The 23,607-nt window shown below is 64.3% G+C and carries 23 protein-coding genes; 7 read left to right on the top strand and 16 right to left on the bottom strand.

What is annotated here, in order from left to right:
* Window positions 1-54: 54 nt before the first annotated feature.
* A complete protein-coding gene (locus MF134_RS11735) occupies window positions 55-423 on the top strand; it encodes a response regulator transcription factor (RefSeq protein ID WP_255339638.1) in 369 nt (122 codons plus the stop codon).
* Between the two features lie 131 nt (window positions 424-554).
* Complete coding sequence (locus MF134_RS11730; RefSeq protein ID WP_457589975.1) at window positions 555-2,495, top strand: propionyl-CoA synthetase; 1,941 nt, start codon at window positions 555-557, stop codon at window positions 2,493-2,495.
* Window positions 2,496-2,518: 23 nt separating this feature from the next.
* On the opposite strand, the gene MF134_RS11725 is transcribed toward MF134_RS11730, so the two are convergent.
* Window positions 2,519-3,088: a histidine phosphatase family protein gene (locus MF134_RS11725; RefSeq protein ID WP_255339637.1), complete on the bottom strand. Its 570-nt coding sequence runs from the start codon at window positions 3,086-3,088 to the stop codon at window positions 2,519-2,521.
* Window positions 3,089-3,343: 255 nt separating this feature from the next.
* On the opposite strand from MF134_RS11725, the gene argB reads away from it, so the two are divergent.
* Complete coding sequence (gene argB / locus MF134_RS11720; protein WP_457589979.1) at window positions 3,344-4,246, top strand: acetylglutamate kinase; 903 nt, start codon at window positions 3,344-3,346, stop codon at window positions 4,244-4,246.
* 39 nt (window positions 4,247-4,285) lie between these two features.
* Here the strand turns inward: argB and MF134_RS11715 are convergent, their stop codons facing one another.
* The 4 genes from MF134_RS11715 to MF134_RS11700 form a co-directional block, all read right to left on the bottom strand.
* Window positions 4,286-5,620, bottom strand: coding sequence for a dicarboxylate/amino acid:cation symporter (locus MF134_RS11715; RefSeq protein WP_255339635.1), 1,335 nt, complete (start codon window positions 5,618-5,620; stop codon window positions 4,286-4,288).
* A 296-nt stretch (window positions 5,621-5,916) separates the two neighbouring features.
* Window positions 5,917-7,320 (bottom strand): cytochrome P450, encoded by a 1,404-nt coding sequence (locus MF134_RS11710; RefSeq protein WP_255339634.1) that lies wholly within the window; start codon window positions 7,318-7,320, stop codon window positions 5,917-5,919.
* 229 nt (window positions 7,321-7,549) lie between these two features.
* A complete protein-coding gene (locus tag MF134_RS11705) occupies window positions 7,550-8,125 on the bottom strand; it encodes an acyloxyacyl hydrolase (RefSeq protein ID WP_255339633.1) in 576 nt (191 codons plus the stop codon).
* A 179-nt stretch (window positions 8,126-8,304) separates the two neighbouring features.
* Window positions 8,305-9,702: a cation:proton antiporter gene (locus tag MF134_RS11700; protein ID WP_255339632.1), complete on the bottom strand. Its 1,398-nt coding sequence runs from the start codon at window positions 9,700-9,702 to the stop codon at window positions 8,305-8,307.
* 256 nt (window positions 9,703-9,958) lie between these two features.
* On the opposite strand from MF134_RS11700, the gene MF134_RS11695 reads away from it, so the two are divergent.
* On the top strand, window positions 9,959-10,387 hold the full coding sequence (locus tag MF134_RS11695; RefSeq protein ID WP_255339631.1) for a DUF4112 domain-containing protein: 429 nt from the start codon (window positions 9,959-9,961) through the stop codon (window positions 10,385-10,387).
* Window positions 10,388-10,478: 91 nt separating this feature from the next.
* Here MF134_RS11695 and MF134_RS11690 read toward each other — a convergent pair whose 3' ends face one another.
* From MF134_RS11690 to MF134_RS11680, 3 genes are all read right to left on the bottom strand, one after another.
* On the bottom strand, window positions 10,479-10,733 hold the full coding sequence (locus tag MF134_RS11690; protein ID WP_255339630.1) for a hypothetical protein: 255 nt from the start codon (window positions 10,731-10,733) through the stop codon (window positions 10,479-10,481).
* A 108-nt stretch (window positions 10,734-10,841) separates the two neighbouring features.
* Entirely contained in the window at window positions 10,842-12,032 is a 1,191-nt protein-coding gene (locus MF134_RS11685) for a S1 family peptidase (protein ID WP_255339629.1), read from the bottom strand.
* A gap of 73 nt (window positions 12,033-12,105) precedes the next feature.
* Window positions 12,106-13,326: an alanine racemase gene (locus MF134_RS11680; protein WP_255339628.1), complete on the bottom strand. Its 1,221-nt coding sequence runs from the start codon at window positions 13,324-13,326 to the stop codon at window positions 12,106-12,108.
* Window positions 13,327-13,595: 269 nt separating this feature from the next.
* Between MF134_RS11680 and MF134_RS11675 the strand changes: the two genes are divergently transcribed.
* The gene (locus tag MF134_RS11675) at window positions 13,596-14,864 is read left to right on the top strand and encodes an amidase (RefSeq protein ID WP_255339627.1); all 1,269 of its coding nucleotides are present in this window, start codon (window positions 13,596-13,598) and stop codon (window positions 14,862-14,864) included.
* A gap of 492 nt (window positions 14,865-15,356) precedes the next feature.
* Here the strand turns inward: MF134_RS11675 and metF are convergent, their stop codons facing one another.
* Both metF and MF134_RS11665 read right to left on the bottom strand, forming a co-directional pair.
* Window positions 15,357-16,280, bottom strand: a complete 924-nt coding sequence (gene metF / locus MF134_RS11670; protein WP_255339626.1) for a methylenetetrahydrofolate reductase [NAD(P)H] — start codon at window positions 16,278-16,280, stop codon at window positions 15,357-15,359.
* A gap of 12 nt (window positions 16,281-16,292) precedes the next feature.
* Entirely contained in the window at window positions 16,293-17,306 is a 1,014-nt protein-coding gene (locus MF134_RS11665; protein ID WP_255339625.1) for an ArsR/SmtB family transcription factor, read from the bottom strand.
* Window positions 17,307-17,484: 178 nt separating this feature from the next.
* On the opposite strand from MF134_RS11665, the gene tsaA reads away from it, so the two are divergent.
* Window positions 17,485-17,973, top strand: coding sequence for a tRNA (N6-threonylcarbamoyladenosine(37)-N6)-methyltransferase TrmO (gene tsaA / locus MF134_RS11660; RefSeq protein ID WP_255339624.1), 489 nt, complete (start codon window positions 17,485-17,487; stop codon window positions 17,971-17,973).
* A gap of 10 nt (window positions 17,974-17,983) precedes the next feature.
* The gene (locus tag MF134_RS11655) at window positions 17,984-18,325 is read left to right on the top strand and encodes a DUF2293 domain-containing protein (RefSeq protein WP_255339623.1); all 342 of its coding nucleotides are present in this window, start codon (window positions 17,984-17,986) and stop codon (window positions 18,323-18,325) included.
* Between the two features lie 2 nt (window positions 18,326-18,327).
* Here the strand turns inward: MF134_RS11655 and MF134_RS11650 are convergent, their stop codons facing one another.
* The 6 genes from MF134_RS11650 to MF134_RS11625 all read right to left on the bottom strand — a co-directional run bounded on the left by MF134_RS11650 (window position 18,328) and on the right by MF134_RS11625 (window position 23,554).
* Window positions 18,328-19,260: an FUSC family protein gene (locus tag MF134_RS11650; protein ID WP_255339622.1), complete on the bottom strand. Its 933-nt coding sequence runs from the start codon at window positions 19,258-19,260 to the stop codon at window positions 18,328-18,330.
* Between the two features lie 118 nt (window positions 19,261-19,378).
* Window positions 19,379-19,990 (bottom strand): MOSC domain-containing protein, encoded by a 612-nt coding sequence (locus MF134_RS11645; protein WP_255339621.1) that lies wholly within the window; start codon window positions 19,988-19,990, stop codon window positions 19,379-19,381.
* 119 nt (window positions 19,991-20,109) lie between these two features.
* Entirely contained in the window at window positions 20,110-20,739 is a 630-nt protein-coding gene (locus MF134_RS11640) for a DedA family protein (RefSeq protein WP_255339620.1), read from the bottom strand.
* Between the two features lie 150 nt (window positions 20,740-20,889).
* Window positions 20,890-22,512 (bottom strand): NTP transferase domain-containing protein, encoded by a 1,623-nt coding sequence (locus MF134_RS11635; protein ID WP_255339619.1) that lies wholly within the window; start codon window positions 22,510-22,512, stop codon window positions 20,890-20,892.
* A complete protein-coding gene (locus MF134_RS11630; protein ID WP_255339618.1) occupies window positions 22,509-23,225 on the bottom strand; it encodes an XdhC family protein in 717 nt (238 codons plus the stop codon). The genes MF134_RS11635 and MF134_RS11630 overlap by 4 nt, the downstream gene beginning before the upstream one ends.
* Window positions 23,225-23,554, bottom strand: a complete 330-nt coding sequence (locus MF134_RS11625; RefSeq protein ID WP_255339617.1) for an XdhC family protein — start codon at window positions 23,552-23,554, stop codon at window positions 23,225-23,227. Before MF134_RS11625 ends, MF134_RS11630 begins: the two co-directional genes overlap by 1 nt.
* Between the last annotated feature and the right edge of the window lie 53 nt (window positions 23,555-23,607).

The following is a 23,607-nucleotide window of genomic DNA, read 5'->3' as shown; positions in this document are numbered from 1 at the left end:
GAGACCGACACGGACCATCAACGGCCTGAAGCCACGTCCGGGGAGGCCGGTTTAATGGCCCGGATTCTCCTGGTCGAGGACGAAGCGGTGATCCTCATGCTCGCTTCGCTCGCATTGGAGGATTACGGCCATGAAGTCGTGATGGCGGCGGATGGCCGGGAAGGTCTGGCGAAGGCTCGTGCCGAGGCCATCGACGTGATCATCACCGATTTCATGATGCCGGAAATGGATGGAATCGCAATGTTGACGGCGCTTCGTGCCGAGGGAAACGAGGCTCCGGCGATCGTCACCACGGCCATTCCCCAGGGCCAGCTGCCGTGCCGGACCAACGCCCCCTTCGACGCCTATGTGCCGAAGCCCTACAACGAAGACACGCTGGCCGACTCCATTGCCCGACTGCTGAAACGCAGCCCCCCGGCTTGAGGCGCGCGAGCGCCACCCTTCCTTCCAGTTCAAGATTTACCCGGCCAGACACGGACTTTCGGCACGAGTTCTCTGCGGCTCTGGTCATAAAGGATAATTGCGCCGAGTATTGTCAGGAGATAAGCGCCTGAATGGCGCAAGGGAGCTTCATCGGGGAGGATGAGATGTCGACGAGCCGCTACCATCAGACGTATCAGGCCTGGCGCGAGGATCCGGCGGGATTCTGGCTGGAGGCGGCCAAGGGCATCGACTGGGCGACGCCGCCTTCGAAGGCTTTCGACGCCGAAGCCGGGGTCTATGGCCGGTGGTTTCCCGACGCCGAACTCAACACCTGCTACAACGCAATCGACCGCCATGTAGAGCATGGCGCCGGCGACAGGCCGGCGATCATCTACGACTCGCCGGTGACGGGGGCCAAGCGGCATATCACCTATGGTGAGCTTCTGACGGAGGTGAAGGCGCTCGCGCTTGTCCTGACCGAAAAGGGCGTGACGAAGGGCGATCGGGTCATCATCTACATGCCGATGATCCCCCAGGCGGTCTTCGCCATGCTCGCCTGCGCGCGGATCGGGGCGATCCATTCCGTCGTCTTCGGCGGGTTCGCGGCGCGCGAGCTTGCGGCCCGGATCGACGACGCCGCGCCCAAGCTCGTGCTTTCGGCAAGCTGCGGCATCGAGCCGACCCGCAAGGTCGAGTACAAGCCGCTTCTGGACAAGGCGATCGAACTCGCGACCCACAAGCCGGACGCGACGATCATCTTCGCCCGTCCGGAGCTTGAGGCGAGCCTCGTCGAAGGCCGCGACCACGACTGGGACACGCTGCGCGCAGGCGCCATCGCGAAGCTCGAGGCGGGAACGGACAGCCCCTGTATCCCGGTCAAGGCAACCGATCCGCTCTACATCCTCTACACCTCCGGTACGACCGGAAAGCCAAAGGGCGTCGTACGCGACAATGGCGGCCATGCCGTCGCGCTCCACTGGTCGCTGAAGGCGATCTTCGACACCGACGCCGACGAGGTCTTCTTCTGCGCCTCCGACATCGGCTGGGTGGTCGGCCATTCCTACATCGTCTACGCGCCTCTTCTGCGTGGGGCGACGACGATCCTGTTCGAGGGCAAGCCGATCGGCACGCCCGACGCCGGCACCTTCTGGCGCGTGGTCGCCGAGCACGGCGCGAAGATCCTGTTCACCGCCCCGACGGCGATCCGCGGCATCCGCAAGGAGGATCCGGAAGGCGAATTCCCCGGCCGTTACGATCTCTCCCGTTTCAAGGCGCTGTTCCTCGCCGGCGAGCGCGCCGACCCGGAGACGATCATCTGGGCGGAAAACGCCCTCTCCCGCCCGGTGATCGATCATTGGTGGCAGACCGAATCCGGCTGGCCGATTGCCGCCAATCCGCTCGGCCTCGGCCTGTTGCCGATCAAGCGCGGCAGCCCGACGGTTGCCGTGCCGGGCTTCGACATCCAGGTTCTCGATTTCGGCGGCAAGCCCCTCAAGGCCAATGAGATGGGCGCCATCGCCATCAAGCTGCCGCTGCCTCCTGGAGCGCTGCCGACGCTCTGGAACGCGGAGGAGCGTTTCAGATCGGGCTATCTGAGCGAGTTCCCGGGCTACTACTCTACCTCCGACGCCGGCTTCATCGACGAGGACGGCTATGTCTATGTGATGGGCCGCACCGACGACGTCATCAACGTCGCCGGCCACCGGCTGTCGACCGGCGAGATGGAGGAGGCCGTCGGCGGCCATCCGGCAGTGGCCGAATGCGCGGTGATCGGCATGCGCGACGAGGTGAAGGGCGAAATTCCCTGCGGCTTCGTGGTGCTGAAGAAAGGCGCCACGACCGATCGGCCGACCATCGAAAAGGAGCTGATCGCCATGGTCCGTGACCAGATCGGCCCCGTTGCGGCATTTCGCTCGGTAATGGTGGTCGACCGCTTGCCCAAGACCCGCTCCGGCAAGATCTTGCGGCGGACGATCAAGGCGATCGTCGAGAACCAGCCCTTCGACACGCCGGCCACGATCGAGGATCCGGCTGCCCTCGACGAGATCAAGGCGATCGTCGCCGGGCGCTGACCCGCAGCGCCAGGCTATCGGCGCTATTGCGTCTTGATGCGCCCTTCGACAGAGACTTCGCCGTCGTCGCCCAGCGCGATGACGACGATCTCGCCCGAAGCAGGGAAGACGTCGGTCAGGGCGGTGATGTTCACCTGATGGCTGACCAGCGCTGCCTTCCGACCGGCCGTGTCGAGAGCCTTGATACGGGCCTTCAACGCGGCGGTCTGCTCGTCGGCGGTGCCGCGGTTCCGGAAGAAGGAATTGAGCGCCGGTTCGTCCTCGACCGGCTGGAAGCCGAGGAGTTCGGCCGTATCGCGCGACCGGCACCACTGGCTGGTCAGGACGACATCGATCTCCACGCCGTTTTCGCGCAGGCGCTCGCCGATCCGTCGTGCCTGGTCTCGCCCCTCGTCGGAGAGGTTGCGCTGCGTGGCGCAATCATCCAGCGCAAAGTCGGCGGGGTCCCCCGTGCCCGGCGCGATCGCATGGCGCATCAGGATATGCGTATCATCCGCCCGAGCCGCCTCGAAGGCATCCTGAGCCGCGGCCGCGCCCGCAAGGCCGATCCACAAGGCGGCGACGGAACAAACCCGCATGAAGTCGCGAAACATGGCATCTCCGGTCATTGGGCGGCAGGGGGCGCCGCGCTTTGTCTCACGGCGTTCAAATTTAGTCAGGAGTCCCGTCCGCCCACTGCAGGCATGCCAACAATGCCGTGAGGCGGGGCGTGAGGAAGCAAACGCGAAGCCCGCCCGACTTCTCCCATGCTTCCTGGTTCCGCTTCGCCACGTTTCCCGCTAGAAGCCGTCGAAACCGAACAGGATCGACTCTCGCCCAGCCGGAGACCCTTGATGCCCGACCTGCCGATGACGACGGAAAATGGGACCCCCGACAACGGCGAAACTCGCGCGCGCGTGCTCGCCGAGGCCCTGCCCTTCATGCAGGCCTACGAGAACAAAACCGTCGTCGTGAAATATGGCGGCCACGCCATGGGGGACGCGACCCTCGGCCAGGCTTTCGCGCGCGACGTCGCTCTCCTCAAACAGTCCGGCGTCAACCCGATCGTCGTCCATGGGGGCGGCCCGCAGATCGGCCGGATGCTCAATCAGATGGGCATCGAGTCACGCTTCGAGGGCGGACTGCGGGTCACCGATGCCGAGACGGTGAAGATCGTCGAGATGGTGCTTGCCGGCTCGATCAACAAGGAGATCGTCGCCCTGATCAATGCCGAGGGCGAATGGGCGATCGGCCTTTGCGGCAAGGACGGCAACATGGTCTTCGCCGAAAAGGCCAAGAAGACCATTCTCGACCCCGATTCCAACATCGAACGCGTGCTCGATCTCGGCTTCGTGGGCGAGCCCGTCGAGGTCGACCGCACGCTGCTCGATCTTCTGGCCCGCTCGGAGATGATCCCGGTCATCGCGCCGGTCGCCCCCGGCCGCGACGGCGCGACCTACAACATCAATGCCGACACCTTCGCCGGCGCCATCGCCGGCGCCCTTGAGGCGTCGCGGCTCCTGTTCCTGACCGACGTGCCGGGCGTCCTCGACAAGTCCGGGGAACTGATCAAGGAGCTCTCCGTCGCCGAAGCCCGCGCCCTGATCCGCGACGGGACTATCTCCGGCGGCATGATCCCCAAGGTCGAGACCTGCATCGAGGCGATCGACCGCGGCGTCGAAGGCGTCGTCATCCTGAACGGCAAGACCCGCCACGCCGTGCTTCTGGAACTCCTGACCGAGCACGGCGCCGGAACGCTGATTGTGCGATAGGCCGCAGGCGCCGGGGCGCTGCACGCCCCGACCCGGTTTCTACTCCGCCGGATGCGGACGATGGCGGACTTCCTCGGCCAGCCGTCCTTCGGCGGCCGTGTCGATGTGGAGATCCTCGTCTTCCGCCATCCCGGCATTCGGATCCTCGAAGACCGTTCGATCAATCTCGCCTTCCTGGCTGGCAACGATCGTCGAAACCACCGCGTCGCCGGTGATGTTCACGGCCGTGCGGATCATGTCCATCAGCCGGTCGACGCCGAGGATCAGGGCGATGCCCTCGATGGGCAGGCCGACCTGATTGAGCACCATGGTCAGCATGACGAGGCCGACGCCCGGGACGCCCGCTGTGCCGATCGAGGCCAGCACCGCCATGGCGATGACCATGAGGTAGCCGCTGATGCCGAGTTCGATGCCGTAGACATTGGCGAGGAAGACCGTCGCCACCCCCTGCATGATCGCGGTGCCGTCCATGTTGATCGTGGCGCCGAAGGGCACGGTGAAGGATGCGACCGAATTGTTGACGCCGATCCGCTCCGTCACGCAGCGCAGCGTGACAGGGATGGTGGCATTGGAGCTTGCGGTCGAGAAGGCGAAGATCTGGGCCGGCCGCATCTTCTTGATGAAGGTGAAGGGGTTGAGGCCCGAAAACACCTTGAGCAGCAGCATCAGCGTCACGAAGAGATGGAGGAGCAGCGCTCCCACCAGGGTGACGACATAGGCAAGCACCGGAATGAACAGTTCGATCCCCTGCTCCGCGAAGGTCTTCGCGATGAGACAGAAGACGCCATAGGGAGCTGCGGCCATGACGATGGAGACGATCTTCATCATCAGCTCGTTCATGTATTCGCAGGCCCGGACGAACGGCGCGGATTGATCGCCGAGCATCACCGCGGCGATGCCGACGACGATGACGTAGAAGATGATCTGCAGCATTTCGCCCGAGGCGAAGGCCTGGATCGGATTGGTCGGCACGATGCTGGCGAAGACACTCCAGACCGAGGGCGCTTCCTTCGCCTCGATACCGCTCGCGTCGATGCCCTGCATGTCGAAGCCCTGACCAGGCCCAATGAGCAGCGCGAGGATGATCGCCGTGCCGATCGCGATGGCGGTCGTCATCAGATAGAGGCCGAACGATTTGCCGCCGACGCGGCCGAGCAGCCGGATATCGCCGATTCCTGTCACGCCGCACAGGAGCGAGAAGACCACCAGCGGCACCACCAGCATCTTCAAAGCGTTGACGAACATCGTGCCGATCATGGCAAAGAGGCCACCAACGATGTGCTCGTTGATGAAGGCAACGTCGATCATGTTGAAGAAGACACCGACGACGAGGCCGGCCAGCATCCCCACGAGGATCTTCATGGTGAGAGACATGCGAGGTCCTTTCCCGACCGATCGGCCCGACCGTCGTCAGGCACGGAGATGATCGCAACGAGAAGACCGGGACATCCGAATCGAACGGCGCCCATTGACGCTGAACGAACACTGCCTCGCTGCTCAAACGAAAGGCATGCACTTCTGTTCAGCTATGGTGGCAGGATTTAATGGTTCGTCAACTACCTACCGGCGCGAAGCGGTGAGGCATGGCACCTTGCGGACCAGGATCAAAGAACCAAAAGAGATGCGGGACAGGGCTTGAGCCGCGCCTGACACCCGCATCAATGTGACGCTCAATCGACCGACCGGAGGTAGACCCGAATCCCGTTCTCCGAGCGAACGGTCAGGCGGGAGACCGGTTGCGGTTCGTGTCCGGGGACCGGCAGCACCTCGAAGCGCCGGATGATCTCGGCCAGCACGAGCGTCGCCTCCTGAAGCGCGAAGGCTGCTCCGACGCAGACCCGTGCGCCCATGGAAAAGGGCATGTAGGCGTTGCGTTGCGCGTCCCGCGTTTCGGGCGAAGAGAAGCGCGCGGGATCGAACCCGTTCGCGTCCTTCCAGTATTCGGTATGACGATGCATGAGCCAGGCCGGAACGACCACCGGTTCACCGGGGGCGATGTCCTGGTCCCCGAGCCTTTCGTCCTTCACCGCGTCGCGGGAGAAAAACGCCACGGGTGGATAGAGCCTGAGGGCTTCGCGGAAGACATTCCGCGTCTTTTCCAGCCGCTTCATGTCCTGGAACTGCGGCGGCCTGTCGCCAAGGGCCGCACGCGCCTCGCTTCGCATCTCGTCCTGGATGTCGCGGCGATGGGACATCAGGTAGAGCGCCCACCCGAGGGCGGCCGCCGAGGTCTCGTGCCCTGCGAGGAACAGCATGGCGATCTGGTCGAGCAGTTCGTCCCCTTCGAAGCGCGTCCCGGTCACGGGATCGACCGCAGTCATCAGGGCGGAGAGGATATCATTGTCCGGGACCGGTTCACCGGCGGCGACGGCCTTCATGCGTCGTTGCAGCGGGCCATTGAGGACATCGCGGATCTCGCGAGCCATCTTCTTGGCCCGGCGGTTCGACCAGATCCAGTTGGTCGGAATGCCGGCTAGCCCGATCATCCCTTGCGCGAAGGCGATGCCCTGAAAGGTCTCGAAGGCCGAGAAGATGCGATGGGCGTCTTCGGAAGTCAGTGGCTCGGAGTAGATGGTGCGGAAAATGATGTCGCCGGCAAAATGCGTCATCTCCTCATCCATGGCGACGGCTTCGTTCGTGTCGGCTTGGGCGGAGAGCCGAACGATGCTGGCGTCGCTGGCGTCCCGCATGAGCGAGAACACGTTCCGCACCCCTGCGTGAGTGAACGCCTGGTCGATGATGCGACGATGACGCGCCCATGCTTCGCCATTGCTGACGAAGATCGAATAGCCGGTGAGCTTGCGCAGCATTGCATCCATCACGCCGCCCTTCGGAAAATCGCTGGGGCGACGAACCAGGACCTCCCGGATGAGATCGGGCTCGCGGACGAAGAACATCGCCCGCTTCTTCCAGGGCGGCATGGTCGGGATGGCATGCCGGCTGACGCCGATGAAGCCGTAACTGCCTTTCAGGAAAAGGCCGAGGCTGGAGCGCAGACGCTTTCGGATCCGGTCGATCGGTTTGGGGTGCTGGTCCAGAGCTTCCGGCAGCACGGGACGGAAATCTTGGCTCATCGGCTCTCACGCTCGTTCTGATGACGGCGGGCCGAGTGATCGGTTCGAAAGAGTCGAAAGCCCGGCCTCACACCGACGGTTTGAGGCACTGGAAATGAAAAAGGAAGATGGGCGACGGCAACTCGCACCAGCTGGATCGCCGCTATGATCCGACGTTCGCTTTCGTCCTATGTGTCGTCGCCTCTCCGGGCGAGAGAAGACAGGGGTTAGCCGCCCCGCGAAGGAACAATCAGAACCGATAGACGAAACGGCCGCCCGTCGTGTCGAGCCCTTCATTGTCGTCGGCGAGGTTCGCGTTCGAGAAGTGGTTCATGAAGAACTGCACGCTGTGCTGCGGCGTGATGTCGATGCCGGCATTGAACTGCAGGTGGAACAGCACGTTCGAACCGAGCGATCGATCGGAGGTCACGTCGGTATCGGACACTACGGAACCGCCGAGGCCGAAGCCGTAGTACACATTGTCCAGGAAGTAGGCCTGCCAAGTCAGGCCACCGTAAAAGACGTGGATCGGGTCGTCCGCGAACGCCCCTTCGACACCGATATAGGGGCGCGGCGAGCCAATGATGCGCAGCGCCTCCGGCGATGGCGCGACGACTTCGCCATTCACGACGACACCATCGGGCGCGTAGTCCTTGCCGCTGAAAAAGCGCGTGTCGTAAGCGCCGGCGCCAAGCCGAATCTCCCAAAGATCGGCGTTGCGGTCCCATTCCAGCCAATCGTAGGGCCAGGTGTCCTTCGCGGCAGCCGGAAGTGCCGTCACCGCACTCAGGAACAGAGCGGTAAGCGCGGAAAGACGAAACTTCATAGGAACCCGTGCCTCGTATCGCTGGAGACTGCAGACGCTGCATTGCCGATCGCCGCCAGCTTAGTCTTGCCACCCTTGCGCAGCAATTGCTCAAGTCGCCATCGGCCAATTGTGGCAACACTGTGTGGCAATGCTGCCACGTCGATCCGCGCCTGCCGAGCAGCATCAGGGCGGGCGCGCTATTCGCCAGGCTGCCGGCCTTCGACCACCCTCTTATCCGGGCTCGGCGCGACGGTGGCTCCTGAATCGGCAGCGGAGCGCCTGGCATCACGCCGTTGCCGCAAGGCCCGGCGCAGCGCCCGGGCCCGGACCCGCAGCCAGAACCCCATATCCTCCACATTCTCGACCTGCCCCTCGTAGAGCTCGGTGAGGGCATTGCGAAATTCCTCGTAGCCGAAGCGCGCTTCACCCTCGATATGCCGGGTGACGACCATCCAGGCCGGTGACACGAGCAGCGTGATGGCGGTGACCGCAAGGGCGAGACGATAGACATCCGCGCCGATGGCTCCCGACGCGAAAGCCGCTGCAGCAAGGACGAAGGAGAACTCGCCGATCTGGGCCATGGACAGTCCGGCCTCGACCGCCGTTCTGTGCGGTAGCCCGGCGAGCCGGATCAGGAGGATATTGAGAATGGTCTTGGCGATGACGACGAAGAACGCGGCGACCAGGACGAGTTCCCAGTTCTCGACGATATAGGTCAGATCGATCAGAAGCCCGATCGACAGGAAGAACACCACGAGGAGTATCGACTGAATCGGCTCGACCACGTGAATGACTGGGGAGCGCAGGCTCGATGCCCCGACGACCAGTCCCGCGATGAAGGCGCCGTAAGCGGGAGAGAGGCCGATCAGGCCCGAGAGGGACGCGGCGGCGAAACAGAAGGCAAGCGAGCCGAGGGCGAGAATCTCGACATTGTCCTCGACCGCCGCTGCAAAGCGCGGCTTCAGCTTGGGGCGGCGGCCGAGATACCACAGAAGTCCGGCGAGCACCGCGACCGCTATGGCGATCTTCACGATCAGGCCCGTCCAGGCGATCTCCTCGCTGCCGCCGAGCGAGGTCGCGATGATCAGCATGGGAACGACCGCAAGATCCTGCGCGATCAAGACGCCGACGGCGATCCGCCCCGGCTCGGTTCTCAGTTCCCCGATATCCTCCAGCATCTTCATCGCCACGACGGTGGACGAGAGCGCGATGATGAAGCCAAGGATGATCGCCTCGGCATAGGTGGCCTCGGAGATCAGCTTCAGGCCGAAGGTGATCGCCATGGCGGATGCGAGCTGCCCGCCCGCCACCAGAACGGCGGGCTTCAACATCGCGACGAACGCCTTCAGAGACAGCTCCATGCCGATGAAGAACAGGAGCATCAGCACGCCCATCTCCGCCAGCATCGTGACGTTTTCGTCGGAGGTCGAGACGAAGCCGAGCCCGGAGGGCCCGAGCAGGACGCCGGCCAGGATGAAGCCGACCAGCGGCGGTTGCCGCAGGCGCATGAGTCCCAGCCCCGCCAGAACGGCGACCAGAATGACGAAGGCGATCGCCGTAAGGTCCGTGGCGTGTCCGGCTGCGGCTTCTTCCAATCCCCGTCCCCTCAAGTCGCTGCGAATCGTTCGCCTGCCATACAGGGGGAGAAGTTTGGTCGGGTTTTGTTGAACGCCGGGAAAACCGAAACTTTCAGGGATTCGCCAGCTTCGCACATGCTCCGGTCCGGGCACGCGGAGGCGAGCCAGATAACCCTCTGCCTCGCCGAGCCTTTTTATACCCCGCCTCGAACACCATATGCAGTTTCGACGCGATCAAGGGATTGCACCACCATTCTCGAGGAGACCAGAACCGATGAGCACCACCGACGCCGGCGCCTATGCGGAGATCGACCACGTCCGCCGCTTGCGGCGCGTAGCAAGGGTGGCACGGCTCATGGACACGGCCGTCCGCATTCCGGGAACGGGTATCAGCTTCGGCGGCGACTCGATCGTCGGTCTCATCCCGGGCGTCGGCGACGCCGGCGCCGCGGTGGTTTCTCTCTGGATCGTGAATGAGGCCCGACGCCTCGGCATGCCGCAGCACAAGATCGCGAAAATGCTGGCCAATCTCGGCATCGACGTCGCGGTCGGCACGGTTCCGCTCGTGGGCGACGTATTCGACGTCTTTTTCAAGGCCAACCGAAAGAACCTCGCGATCATCCTCGAGCATTTCGACGAGGACGGGCTGATCGACGAGCGCGGTGACATCCGCCCGATGAAGGACATCACGCCGAAGCGATAGCAAAGGCCGGGGGCATGCGGGTCGATTACGCCTGCCTATTCCGGTGCTGCCACCGCTCCGCCAAGTAAATTCCTCATTATCCGGCTCGCAATCAGAGTGCCTTGAACTCTTCGTAGCTCCCAATGACCTCGACCGGGATTTCGACCGTCTGTCCGTCGTGAACGACACTGACTGAACGGGGAACCTTCCCCGCGTCGGCGTCATGAACGCTGGCGCATATCCGGGGCCCTGCCCCGTCGACAGGCATGGACAGGGTGACGGGCGAAACCGGGATCTGCTTCAGAATCTGCTCGGTTTCCGCCTGCAAGGCCCTCTGAACGTCACCATAGTCTGCCGTCTTCGACATGGTCTCGTCCTCCTGACGTCTGGAACCGGCTGCGCCAGTTCCATCCAGCTACTCTTTTCAATGAAATAGATTGGCATGATTGGCCAACGAATCCAGCTAAGGCTCCCTTCAAATCACGGTCAATGACTGCACCCCCAGCTGACCTCGCAACGCATCGAGGACAGATTGGATGGGATTTGCCAAAGTCCGGCTTTCGCTTCCGGCAAACAGCAAGCCAACAATTTCCTGTCGGCTGTTGACGATTGCGCTGCCACTATCACCGGCACGGCTGAAGGCGCCGCTATTGTCCGGCGAGGCGAATATGCCAAGCTGATTGCGGAACCGGGCGAGATTGGTACCAAACCTGACATCGGTCACGACGGCGAGCTGCGTGATTTCACCCTCCGTCCAGCCCGTTGTTCGCCCGGCCTTGTAGACCCGGGTGTCGCCCGTGATTTTCCCGGTCAGAGGATCCAGGGCAAAGGGGGTGGCAACGCCGTTCAGATTCCCCCCGAGTCCCACACGCGCAATCTCGGAAAAATCGCGCCGGCCGTCCGTGAGCTCGGCGGCCGCACAGTCGACCTCGTTGAACGGGATCCCCCGGGTATCGTGGAACTGGATGTCGACGAAAGCCGAGAGGGTGGCGATCTGAAGCTCGGCCTTGAGCTTGGTGAGAGTCGGCATGAGGTTCAGTTCGCTCTGAGTGAGGTCAAGCGTGCCGGGCTGGACGATGGAATCTCCCTTCCTGCCCTTGTTTCCATCGGCAATCACGTGATTGTTCGAGACGAGATATGTCCGGCCGTCGTCATCTCTCACGAAAAAACCCAACGTCCCGACGGAGAGTTGATTGGGGTAGGCGCGGTGGGGATTGGTGATGCCGATCCCCTTGCGTACGGCCTCGAACCGCTTCTGGAGGTTGAGGGTCGGCAATGGACCACCGTGCAGACCTCGCTGGCCCGAAGGAAGCTTCAGCCCCGGCTGCGCCCGGAAAGGCGAGCCCGTTTCGACCACATCGATCTCGAAATCCAGCTCCTGTGGCCTGCCGACGTGAGAAACGGCGGCAGCCGCTTCGGCGAACAGCGACAAACGCCGCGATGATATCACCTTCTTCGGAAGCTTTTCCTCGACGAAACCGGTTATGCAGAATGGCGAGTCATCGTCGATACGACCAGCACTCTTCTTGCCGATCCCGACGGCGACGAGATTGTTGTCGGGATTGTCGAGCAGGAGGTCAGCGTTGCTGTCCAACCATTCGACAAGTCGGGAGAAGCGCTGGGCTTCTCCGTCCGATCCATTGTGCCGATCTGCTCCAACAGGCATGCGTTTTTCCCGCACTGATGTCGAAGCAGAATTACATCATGGGTTGCATAACCGCGCAAATCCGGCTGCAGCCTCAATCCGCCATGGTCTCCAGGCTCGCATAGCCTTCTGCGGCTTCGCCGTCGTCAAAGGGCGTTGTCACCTCGACGAAGGTGTCCGGGTAAAATCCGTTGAAGCGAGTGCGGAGGGACAGCGAATAGGCTCCGATATGGCCGATTTCGATCCAGTCGCCCGTGTCGACGGTTTCCGGCAGCCAGAACGGCCGCGAGAGGATGTCGACGGAATCGCAGGTTGCTCCGCAGACCTTGAACGCACCGATCTTCTGCGGATCGCCGTTGCGCGTGGTGCGCGCAGGATCGGGAATGAAGCGCGCCGGCAGGGTGATCTTGCCGGTCCAGGAATCCGACAGTGACGCCCAGATGCCGTCATTGATGTAGAGCCGTCGGCCCTTGCGCAGAAGCACCCGGACGATCAGCGAGAAGGCCCGCGCGACGATCACGCGTCCGGGCTCGGCCACGAGCGGCAGATCGCCGAACCCCCATTCGTCGATATCGGCCTTCAGCCGGGTCATGATTTCAGGAAAACCCGGCATCTCCCGCCTCTTGCGGCGCGGGTCGTGGCCGTATTCGGCTGGAAATCCGCCACCGACGTCGAGCCCGGCCAGCGGCACGTCGGCCCGGTTGCGCACCCAGTCGGCCGAGGCAAGCGCGCGCTCGTAGGTGTCCGGGTCCTCGATCTGCGAGCCGACATGGAAGCAGATGCCGACCTTGAACCCGACCCGGTGACAGCGCTGCAGGAGCTCGACCGCGTGGGCGGGCGCGGCTCCGAACTTCTTCGAAAGCTCATAGGCCGCATGGCCCTTGGTCTGGATGCGGATGAACAGGGTGATGGTACCCGGATCGATGTCGAGCGCCCGCACGATCCGCAGGATCTTGGCGACCTCATCCTCGTGATCGAGGGAGAGGACGCGGATCCCGTAGGTCTCGAGCGCCAGCCGAATGTCGGACTGGGCCTTGACCGGGTGCATGTAGAGCATCTCGGCATCGGGCTTTGCCGCCTTGACCGCGGCGAACTCGCCCGGCGACGCGACGTCGAAGATCGAAACACCCGCCCCAGCGAGAGTCTCCAATACCATCGGCTCGCCATTGGTCTTCACCGCATAGGCGGTCTCGCCCGGAAAGGCGGCGAGGAACGCCTTTGCATCGGCCGTGAGCACCGATGGGCGAAAACAATAGATCGGCGCGTCGGGTCGCAGCGTCAAAGCCGCGTCCCTGGCGGTCGCAAATGTCTGCAAGCTGTCGTCTCCCCGCAAAATGCCGATCCGAAAAATGGAGCAAAGGGCGCAGCCGTCGACCGGTCAGTGCCGAGCGATAGCGCAGGACGATGCAATCGCCGCTTTCCAGCATCGGCACGCGCGACGCTTATCGATCGTCTCCGCTCAGCCGATTTGGACACACGGGCTGGAGGAAGGTCGGGAGAGCCGCTAAGGCTGGCCGCAATGTCTGTCCCGCCGCTTCACCGATGTTCGCTGTGGGCGCGGTCTTGCCCTGGAGCCTTCAAGCAATGAATCGTCACTCGCATGCCCCCTCCTCCATCCTCGACATACTACAAGCAATAGCGGATGGGCGCAGCGACCCGGACCGTGAAATCGCCGCAGCGTTCGACCGGATCGCGGCAACGGACGGCGAGATCAAGGCTTTCACCCGTGTTGCGGATCGGGCCACCGTCAAGGCGGCGAGCGGGCCGCTCGCCGGAATCGCCTTCGCCGTCAAGGATATCTTCGACACGCGCGACATGCCCACCGAACACGGCTCCGCCATCTATCGCGATCACCGGCCGGTGGCCGATTCGGCGGTCGTCGCCATGGCGCGGGCCGCTGGCGCGACGGTCATCGGCAAGGCGACGACGACGGAATTTGCCTCGATGGACCCGACGGTGACGCGCAATCCGCACAATCTCGGGCACACGCCGGGCGGGTCGTCGGCCGGTTCGGCGGCGGCCGTCGCCGCCGGCATGGTGCCGCTCGCCTGCGGTTCGCAGACCGGCGGCTCCGTGATCCGGCCCGCCTCCTTCTGCGGCGTCGCGGGGTTCAAGCCGAGCTTTCGCCTGCTGCCGACCGTCGGCATGAAGACCTTCGCCTATACGCTCGACACGCCCGGCCTGTTCGCAGCCAGCGTCGCCGACGTCGCCTTTGCCGGCGAGGCTCTCGCCCGCCGGCCGCTTGCCGTCGACGGCAGGACCGAGGCAAGCGGGCTGACCGTCGGCCTCTATCGCAGCCATATCGACAATCGGCTGGATCCGGAGATGCGCGCAGCATGGGAAGAAGCGGCGCGGTTCCTGGAGCGGGCGGGCGCCCGCCTCGTCGACGTCGAAGAGCCCGCTGCACTCGCCGCCGCCCGCGACGCACATGGGACGATCCAGGGCTTCGAGGCTTCCCTGGCGCTCGCCGACGAATACCGCACCCACCGCTCGCTTCTCGGCCCGAAAGTGGCGGCGATCCTGGACGAGGCGGCGCAAGTTGAACCGGCGTCGTACGACGACGCCCGCCGTGTCGCGCGCATCGGCCGCAAGGCGGCTTCGGCGCTGTTCGAGACGGCCGACGTCTTGCTGGCGCCCTCCGCGCTGGGTCCGGCGCCGGAGAGCCTCGAAAGCACCGGTGACCCCTTGATGAACAAGCTGTGGACGCTGACCGGCAACCCCGTCGTCAACGTTCCCGGACTGGCCGCTTCGAACGGACTGCCACTCGGCCTGTCGATCATCGCGCGATTCGGCCGCGATGCCCGCGCGCTTGCAGTCGCTTCGGCTCTGGAAGCGCTCATTCGGGCTGCGTGATTTTTCACCACGAACGAGATTTTTCACCCGAACAGCAGGGCCGAGCCCGATCCATCACGCCAGATTTCAAAAAATTTCACTGCGTTTTCGCAGCCGCATCGCCTCGTTTCATTGGGGTTGCGGCCGGTCCGCCGATTTCGATCCCGCAATGCAACAACGATTGTCTCTTTACGGGACTCTCATGATGAATACTCTGCTTCTCGGAATGCAAGGAGGAGCCTTTAGCAATGGAACTCACGCGTCCGCTGAACTTCATCATGATTTGTGGTTCGTTCGCATTTCTCGCCGCGATGGTGGCGGGCTACCTGCCCTGAGAGGCGGGGGACAACAAGTTCCGCGTTAAGGCGGGAGGAAAGACAAAAGGCCGGGCAAATCCCGGCCTTTTTCTTGTCTGGGGCCTATGACCCCGACCGATGCCTGTCCCATCTTTCGATCGAACGGACCGCATCGCCGAGTTGTCTGGCGACGCGGTCGTGATCGGACTTGCTGCCGTTACGCGGCAGCGGCAGAAGACTCCGCCTCGGCGTCGGCTGCACCCGGCTTGCGCCCGCGCAGGCCGAGGATGTGGCAGATCGAGTAGACGAGATCGGCCCGGTTCATCGTATAGAAGTGGAAGTCGGAAAAGCCGCGCTGCTTGAGGTCGAGCACCTGCTCGGCACAGAGCGCTGCAGCCACGTGAGAGCGCGTCATCTCGTCTTCTTCCAGCCCCTCGAAGCGTTCGGCCATCCAGGAGGGGATGCTTGCGCCGCAAGCGCCGGCGAAGCGGGCGATCTTGGTGAAGTCATGGATCGGCGCAATGCCGGGTACGATCGGGATATAGATGCCCGCCCGGCGCGCGCGCTCGACATAGCGCTCGAACACGTCGTTCTCGAAGAAGAACTGGGTGATGGCGCGGGTGGCGCCATTGTCGACCTTGCGCTTCAACAGGTCGATGTCGGTGGCGAAGTCCGAGCTCTCCGGGTGCTTTTCGGGATAGGCGGCCACCGAGATCTCGAAATCGTCGATGGCCTTCAGGCCGGCCACCAGCTCGACGGCGTTGCGATAGCCGTCGGCGCGGGGAATGTAGGCCTCGCCGACGCCGCTCTGGCTGTCACCGCGCAACGCCACGAAGTGCTTCACACCGGTATCGCGGTACTGCCGCACCACCTCGTCCACTTCTTCACGGGATGCGTCGACGCAGGTCAGATGGGCCGCCGGAACGAGATCCGTCTCCTTGAGAATGCGCGCGATGGTCTGGTGGGTCCGCTCGCGGGTCGAGCCGCCGGCGCCATAGGTCACCGAGACGAATTTCGGCTGCAGCGGCGCCAGTCGCTCAATCGAGCGCCAAAGGTTCTGCTCCATCTTTTCCGTCTTCGGCGGAAAGAACTCGAACGAAACGTCGATACCCGAATTCGAAGGGCCGGTGGTCTGGCTCATGGGACTGTTTCCTCAGTTTGCAGTTTGTGACGTTGCCGCTTCATACCCGGCAACGAGACGACGTTGGTCCTCGGCGACGAGGATGGTGACGGTGAGTTCCCCGGTTCCCTCGGCATTCGCCTTGAGATGGGTGAGCGAGACCGGTTCGAGGCCGGCCTCTTCGACATAGGTCTTCAAGGTATCGTCGGAGAAGCCGAGCCGCAGATGTGCGTGTTCGGAACGCAGGAATTCAAGCGTGTGGGGTGCGAAATCAATGATCGCCATCCGCCCGCCCGGCGCCAGCGCTGCCGCAGCCTCGCGCACCGCCCCCGCCGGATCGTCGAGATAGTGGAGGACCTGGTGAATCAGCACGAGGTCAAACGCTCCGCGATCGACCGGCAGATGATAGATGTTGCCGAGCCGCACGAACACGTTGGCGACGCCGCTCTCGTCGAGCTTGGCACGTGCGACGGCCAGCATCTCGCGGGAATTGTCGATGCCGACGGCCTTTTCGCAGCGCGGGGCCAGCACCTGCAGCATGCGCCCCGTACCGGTGCCGACATCGAGCAGCGTGCCAATGCGCTTGCGCCCCAGCGCCTCGATCAGCGCGCCTTCGATATCGGCGTCCGCTGCGTGGAGCGCCCGGATACGGTCCCATTCGCCGGCATTGCGGGCGAAGTAGTCCGCGGCACGCTGGGCACGGCGGGAACGAATCTCGTCCAGCCGCTCGCCATCACGGCTCAGCACCGGATCGCCACGGTCGACCCAGCCCGCAACCGAACGGACCAGTCCGAGGCTCGTCGCATCGTCGGCCAGGCGAAAGAAGGCCCAGGACCCTTCCTGATAGCGCACGATCAATCCTGCTTCGGCGAGCAGCTTGAGATGCCGGGAAATCCGCGGCTGCGACTGGCCGAGAATCGTCGTAAGCTCGCTCACTGTCAGGTCGGCATGGGAGAGCAGCACCAGAAGCCGCAAACGCGTCGGCTCCGCCACGGCACGCAGCGCATCCACCAACGGTTCGAAACGGAATTTCCGGGTATCCAGCATCACCACACTCAATCACGATATAAACATATGTTTATATGGAAACGGCGAAGCGAGCAAGCCCCTCTTTTGGGGCCGAAGGGCGTTTTTTCGGCTCGCGCCGACCGGCCAGGGCAAGCCGAATATCGACCCGGCTCACTCCAGACCTCCGAACCAGCAACTGCCGATGAAAGAAGACCTCATGTCCGAACGAACCGCCACCAGACCGGGAGAGCAGGCATTCAGCGGTCCCGCCCCCCGCTATGACGACGCAGGCCTGGTGTTCATTGGCCGCGTCCGCTCGCCTTTCGTGACGCGTGAGGGATGCGCCAAGAACCGGCGTGCTGCACGCGAGGTGAAAGCGACCGGAAGCCTTGAAATCGCCCCGCGGTTCCGGCCTGCCTTGCAAGGTCTCAAGGTCGGCGACCACGTCTTCTGCCTGACCTGGCTGGACCGGGCGGAGCGCGATCTCGCTCTTCAGAAGCCGCGGCATCTCGACGAGCCGCGCGGCACGTTTTCGCTGCGCTCACCTGTGCGGCCCAATCCGATCGGCATGCATCTCGCGCGGATCGAGGAGATCGATATCGCCGCCGGGCACGTGAAGCTCGACGCCGTCGATGTGCTGGACAACACGCCGCTTCTCGACATCAAGCCCTATTATGCCTCCGTCGATATGCCGCACGAGAATTGAGGACGGCCTGATGGCGACCGAACGGCAGAAGCGCATTGCTCGGGCCCTGACGGCGACGATCCCCCGTGCACCCTTCATCGACGCCGAAGCGATCCGGGAGGCGGCGCGTGCCAAGCACATGCGCAGCCTGACGCCGGAAAACGCCCTGTGGCTCGCCGCCGTTGCCTATATCCGCCATGTCCATACGGATTACGACGTGTTGCTCGACGACGGCTACGACCGCGATGCGGCCCGCTTCTTCGTCGCGGACGACATAAACGCGGTGCTCGATCGCTGGGGCGCGACACGCCACGTCGATCCGGAAGCCGAAGACGAAGGTCTCGAAAGCACCACGGATCGGGGCGAGCGCTAATCCTACCCCCGTTGCAGCGAACGCAGGGCCCGTGGCTCGATGAGGTAGAGAGCCAGCGCGCCCAACCCCGCCAGCCCGACGGTCATTGCCGCCGCGGCGGCCATCGTTCCCAGACGCTCGAAGGCCAGCGTGTCGATGTCGGACGCCATGTTGAGGAAGGCCAGCACCGCCACCGTCAGACAGGTGATGAAACCGGTATAGCTCATCGGCAAGATGCGAAAGCCGATCGGCAGGGCGAGAACGCCGATGGGGACGGTCCACCATGGATCGGGCACCGCGATCCCGAGACCGAACAGGAGCAGCGTGCCGGCGACCGTGCCGATCCCGCGCTGAAAGGTTCGCGAGAACAGCGCGCCATGGGGCGGGAGGCACAGCGCCACGAAGGTCAGCGGAAACCAGAAGCCGTGGCGGCCGAAATAATGCTGACCCACATAAACCGCCGCCGTCAGCCCCGTTGCGAAGACGACGCCGAACACGGCGGCATAGCGGGTGGTTTCCTTCTCTTCCGGCGGCATGGAAGCCGAAAGGCCCGCGAACCGGGTGACGGCGAGGCTCCAGATCATCGAGAGGCAGTAGACGACGAAAAGCGCTTCGGGCCGGTCGGCTGGCAGAAGCGAACTCGTGAAGATCGTCCAGAAGATCAGGCCGCGAATGACCGGCCGGGCATACCCGTAATGGCCGGCAGTGGCCGCCGCCAGCGCGACCATGGGCGTGACGAGAAGCGTCATCTCCCGCGCACCGAGGCAGACGAAGCCGGCGAGGCCCGTCGAAAAGACGATCAGGCCGGCCGCGCCGCTGCGTACATCTTTCGAGGCCAGGTAGGCGGACATGGCGGCGATCAGCGCGACCACCGCTTCGCGCCCGAAGAACACGCCGCAAACGACCGGCGGCAAGGCCACGGCGAGAAGCGTCGCCCCCACGGCGCGCCATGGCATGGGGTCGCCCGAGAGGGTGAAGACCTCGCGCCAGAGGGAAGACAGTCGCTCGCCAAATGTCAGGGCCGCCTCCCCTTCCCGCTACGGGGAGCCGCCCCGTTCCAGGCGTGGCCCTGCGTCAGCCGGGATAGATCCATTGTTCCGGAATACGTGCCTCGAAACGCTCCCCAATCGTGACCGTTCCGCGCTTTTCCACCCAGCCGACCAGACCGCGGCGGCGTTTCGCGGCTGCGACGAAGCCAAGCTCCGTGTCGACGCCGCCGCCGGCATGCTCTGCGACCGCCTTGCCGGCGAAGCGGCAGGGTGCATTGTCGCCATCGATCTTGATCGTCACGCCGCGCTCGAAGAACAGAAGCGTCCGTGGCGGCAAGAAGGAAAGCTGCGGGATGCCCTCGACCAGAAGATTGCCGCCGATCCATTCGGGCCGCAGTTCGGCAATTCCCATATCCGCAGCGACGGCGGCCAGTTCGTCTGGCGCAAGGATCGAGAGCTGGCGCTCGTTGCGCATTTCAGTGCCGCGGGCATACCAAGGCTCGCGTCCACCGCTCAGGCGCGTGGTGCCGCCATGGCGATCACCCGGAATCCCGCCGAAAGACAATTCGAGGCGTTCGACGGGGCTTGTCTGAAAGCCCTCGTCCGTCGTGCGAAAGAGACCGGCAAGCCGGCCCTCCAGCCGCCTCGCTCTGTGAATCACGGGTCCCTGAAAGACCGGCAGGGTCGTCTGGCTCATCGGGCGCCTCTTGGTTGTCGCCCCAAGCTTGTCGCTCGCCGGCGGATGCCAGGCAACCCGGAAAATGCCTGCCCGCTCCGGGTCCGGCGGCGCGGACCCCGGGGCCAGGCCCTTCCTCCCTATTCCTGCTCCCGCGCGTCGCCCTCCTGATTCCGGTCGCCATCGAAGGTGACGACGCGGTAGATGTAGTAGAGGACGATGAGGATGATGACGGCGTTCGACACCGGGCCGACATAGTCGGAGATGAGATCGTATTGCTGCCCGAGGAGATAGCCAACGACGGTCAGGAAGGCGGTCCAGATCGCGGCCCCGATGGCAGAATAGACCACGAAGGTGGTCATGGGCATGTGGGCGATGCCTGCCGGGACCGAAATCAGCGTGCGCACCGTCGGCACGAGGCGGCCGAACAAGACCGCCATCGGACCGCGCCGGCGAAACCAGGCGTCGGCCTTCTCGACATCATCCGGGGAGAGCGTCAGCCAGCGGCCGTGCCGGCTCGCCAGACGCTTCATGCGGCGTTTTCCAAGATAATGGCCCGCATAGTACCACGGGATCACCCCCAAAAGGGATCCGACGGTCCCTGACGCGATCACCGCGAAGAGCGACATCTGCCCCTGGGCCGACTGATAGCCGGCCAGAGGCATGATCAGTTCGGAGGGCATGGGCGGAAAGATGTTCTCCAGAAACATCAGAAAGCCGATGCCGAAAACGCCGAAGTTTTCCATCATCGTGCGGACGAAAGTGTCCATGCGGGCAGTCCATTTCGTTCAGAGTTTCTTGCCAGGACGTCCAGCCTTCCGCGACCGAACCCCAGCGGGACAAGGCCGGAAACGGGCCGAGCGTTCCATACGCCCTCCAAGGCTCGCAAAAACATTCGCGCGAGTGGTCCCCAGGGAAGATCAGTCCTGCCCCGCCTTGCCGCCAGCCGCCTCCAGGGCCTCGGGCGTATCGACGTCGGTGCTAGCGGCCACGCCGATATCGATCTCGGTCAGCGCGTCGGGATGGGCCGCGATGATGCGGGCGGCTCCGACATCGCCGACCAAGGCGTGAATCGCCGGGGCAAACCCGGTCGAGAGAATGACGGGATTACGCCGCTTGCCGCGATCGGCCGCGGCGACGATCGCGCCACGCCCCTCGCCCGTGAAGGCCGCGATCAGACGGTCGAGGTCCTGAGGCGTGAGAAGCGGCTGGTCAGCCAGCATGACGAGCACGCCGTCGGCTTGTTCCGAGGCCGCAAAGCCGGCCTTGAGCGAAGTGGAGAGACCATCAGCGAAAAGCGGGTTTTCAACGATCTCGACGGCGAGCCCTTCGAGCGCAGCGACGATCTCGTCCTTCATGTGGCCGACGACCACGCGGACGGTCTCGGCATTCCTCGCCGCAAGCGCCGTTTCCACCGAACGGCGGATCAGGGGCACGCCTTCAAAGGTCGCAAGCAGCTTGTTCGGCCCGCCCATGCGGCTCGACCGGCCGGCGGCGAGGACGACAATATCAACGATGGGGTCGCCCGTATCGGCCGCGTCGTCGCCGTCGGCCTCGCGCGGCTGCGGACGCGAGGCGATCTCCATCAATAGACCGCCGACGCCCATCTTCCGAATGTCTTTACCCGTCACCGGAAGATCGGCCAGCAAGCGGTTGAGAACCCAGTCGAAGCCGTTTTCTTTCGGGCTGCGGGCGCAGCCCGGCGCGCCGAGCACCGAACGTCCCTCGATCTGTCCGAGAAGCAGCAGATTGCCGGGATCGACGGGCATCCCAAGGTAGTCGACATCGCCGCCCGCCTGACGGATCGCAGCTGGAATCACGTCCTCGGCGTCGATCACGGCGGAAGCGCCGAAGACAAGGACCAGATCGGCGTCCCCTGTCCGTTGGAGAGCTTCGGCCAGTTCGGCCGCGTCATGGTCGCAGCAATCCTCGATGACAATGCTGGAGCTAGAGGCCGCGAGCCGCGCCTCGGTGACGCGGCGGGTCTTGTCGAGCATCTTCGCCCGCGTGCCGGTAAGCCGGGTCTGGATCAGCGCGACCCGCATGGCGCGATAGGGAGAGACCCGGAAAGCCGGTCGCTTCGCCAGAACCGCAAACACCGCCTCGACCGATGCCCCGGCGACCGCCAGCGGGATGATCTTGACCGTCGCGATCATCCGCCCTGCCGCGACAGGCTCGTATTCGCCAAGCGTTGCCAGCGTGATCGACGGGTCGATGGCATTGACGGCATCGACCACGTCGCGATCCGGGAGAAACAGGCCGTCGGCGTCGGCGAAGACGTTGACGCGGCCCGTCGCCGCATCAGCAACATTGATATGCGAGCCGCCGAGCGCCGCGCCGATGCGCGCAGCCGCCTCGTCTTCGGTCATGTCGCCCGGGTCGAGACGCGCCACGACGACGCTTTCGAGGCCGGCTCCGCTCAGTGCTGCAATGTCGTCGGCGGCGAGCCGCGTGCCTTTGGCGATCTTGCCATGCGGCGTCGCCTGCGAATGGGCCAGCAGCGCGCCCTCGGCGTCGCTCACCGCGACGGGACCGAACCTCATGCGGCCTCGGTCTCGCCGCGCCGCTCGGCAAACATCTTGCGCTTGCGAAACGCCTCGATGACCGAGGCGAGGATCGCGACCGCGATCTCGCCGGGATTGGCGGCCCCGATATCCGCACCGATCGGCGCCTCGATCCGATCGATCGCAGATTGCGGGATGCCGGCTGCCTGCAGGCGCTCGACCCGGCGGGCGTGCGTCTTCCGGCTGCCCAGCGCGCCGATATAGAAGCACCCGGTCTTCAAGGCTTCGATCAGCGGTCCGTCGTCGATCTTCGGGTCATGGGTAATCACGCAGACGGCCGTGTAGGGATCGAAGGGCCGCTCCTTCAGGACCACGTCCGGCCATTCGGCATGCAGCGTCACATCCGGAAATCGCTCCGGACTGGCGAAGGCCGTGCGCGGGTCGATGATCTCGATGTCGAAGCCGGCGATCTTCGCCATCGGTGCCAGCGCCTGACTGATATGGACGGCGCCGATCGCGACGATGCGCGCCGGCGGCAGATGGGCGTTGACGAAGACCTCGCCAGTCTCGCCCTCGACCACGCCCGACTTGCCCGAACGGATGATCTTCATCAGCGCTTCGGCGAGCGGATCCGCCTCGATCTCGGACTCGCGCACCAGCCGCTGCTTTCCCGAACCAAGTTCGGTCACCACAAGGGCGGCGCGGCGGGCTGCCCGCTCGACATTGAGAGCTTCGAGAAGCGCGCGGTCCATCAGTTCACCTTCTCGACATAGACCCGGATGCGCCCGCCGCAGGAAAGCCCGACCCGCCATGCGGTCTCGTCGGCGACCCCGAACTCCAGGATCTTTGGCTCGCCCGCCTCGATCACGTCGATCGCCTCTGAGACCACGGCACCTTCGACGCAGCCGCCCGAGACCGAACCTTCGAAATTGCCATCGGCATCGATGACAAGATGGCTGCCGGTCGGCCGCGGGGCCGATCCCCAGGTCTCGATGACCGTGGCGAGCGCCAGCGAACGCCCCTCGCCCGCCCAGTTCTCGGCCGTCTTCAAGACGTCGTGCTCGAATCCTGTCTCTGTCATGATCCCATCCTCCGGATGACGCCGCTGATCCTCATGTCGATCCGCCGAGGCTG

It is taken from the genome of Jiella marina, assembly GCF_024359545.1.
In the GTDB taxonomy this organism is placed as follows: domain Bacteria; phylum Pseudomonadota; class Alphaproteobacteria; order Rhizobiales; family Rhizobiaceae; genus Jiella.
This window is presented reverse-complemented; position numbering and strand designations above follow the sequence as displayed.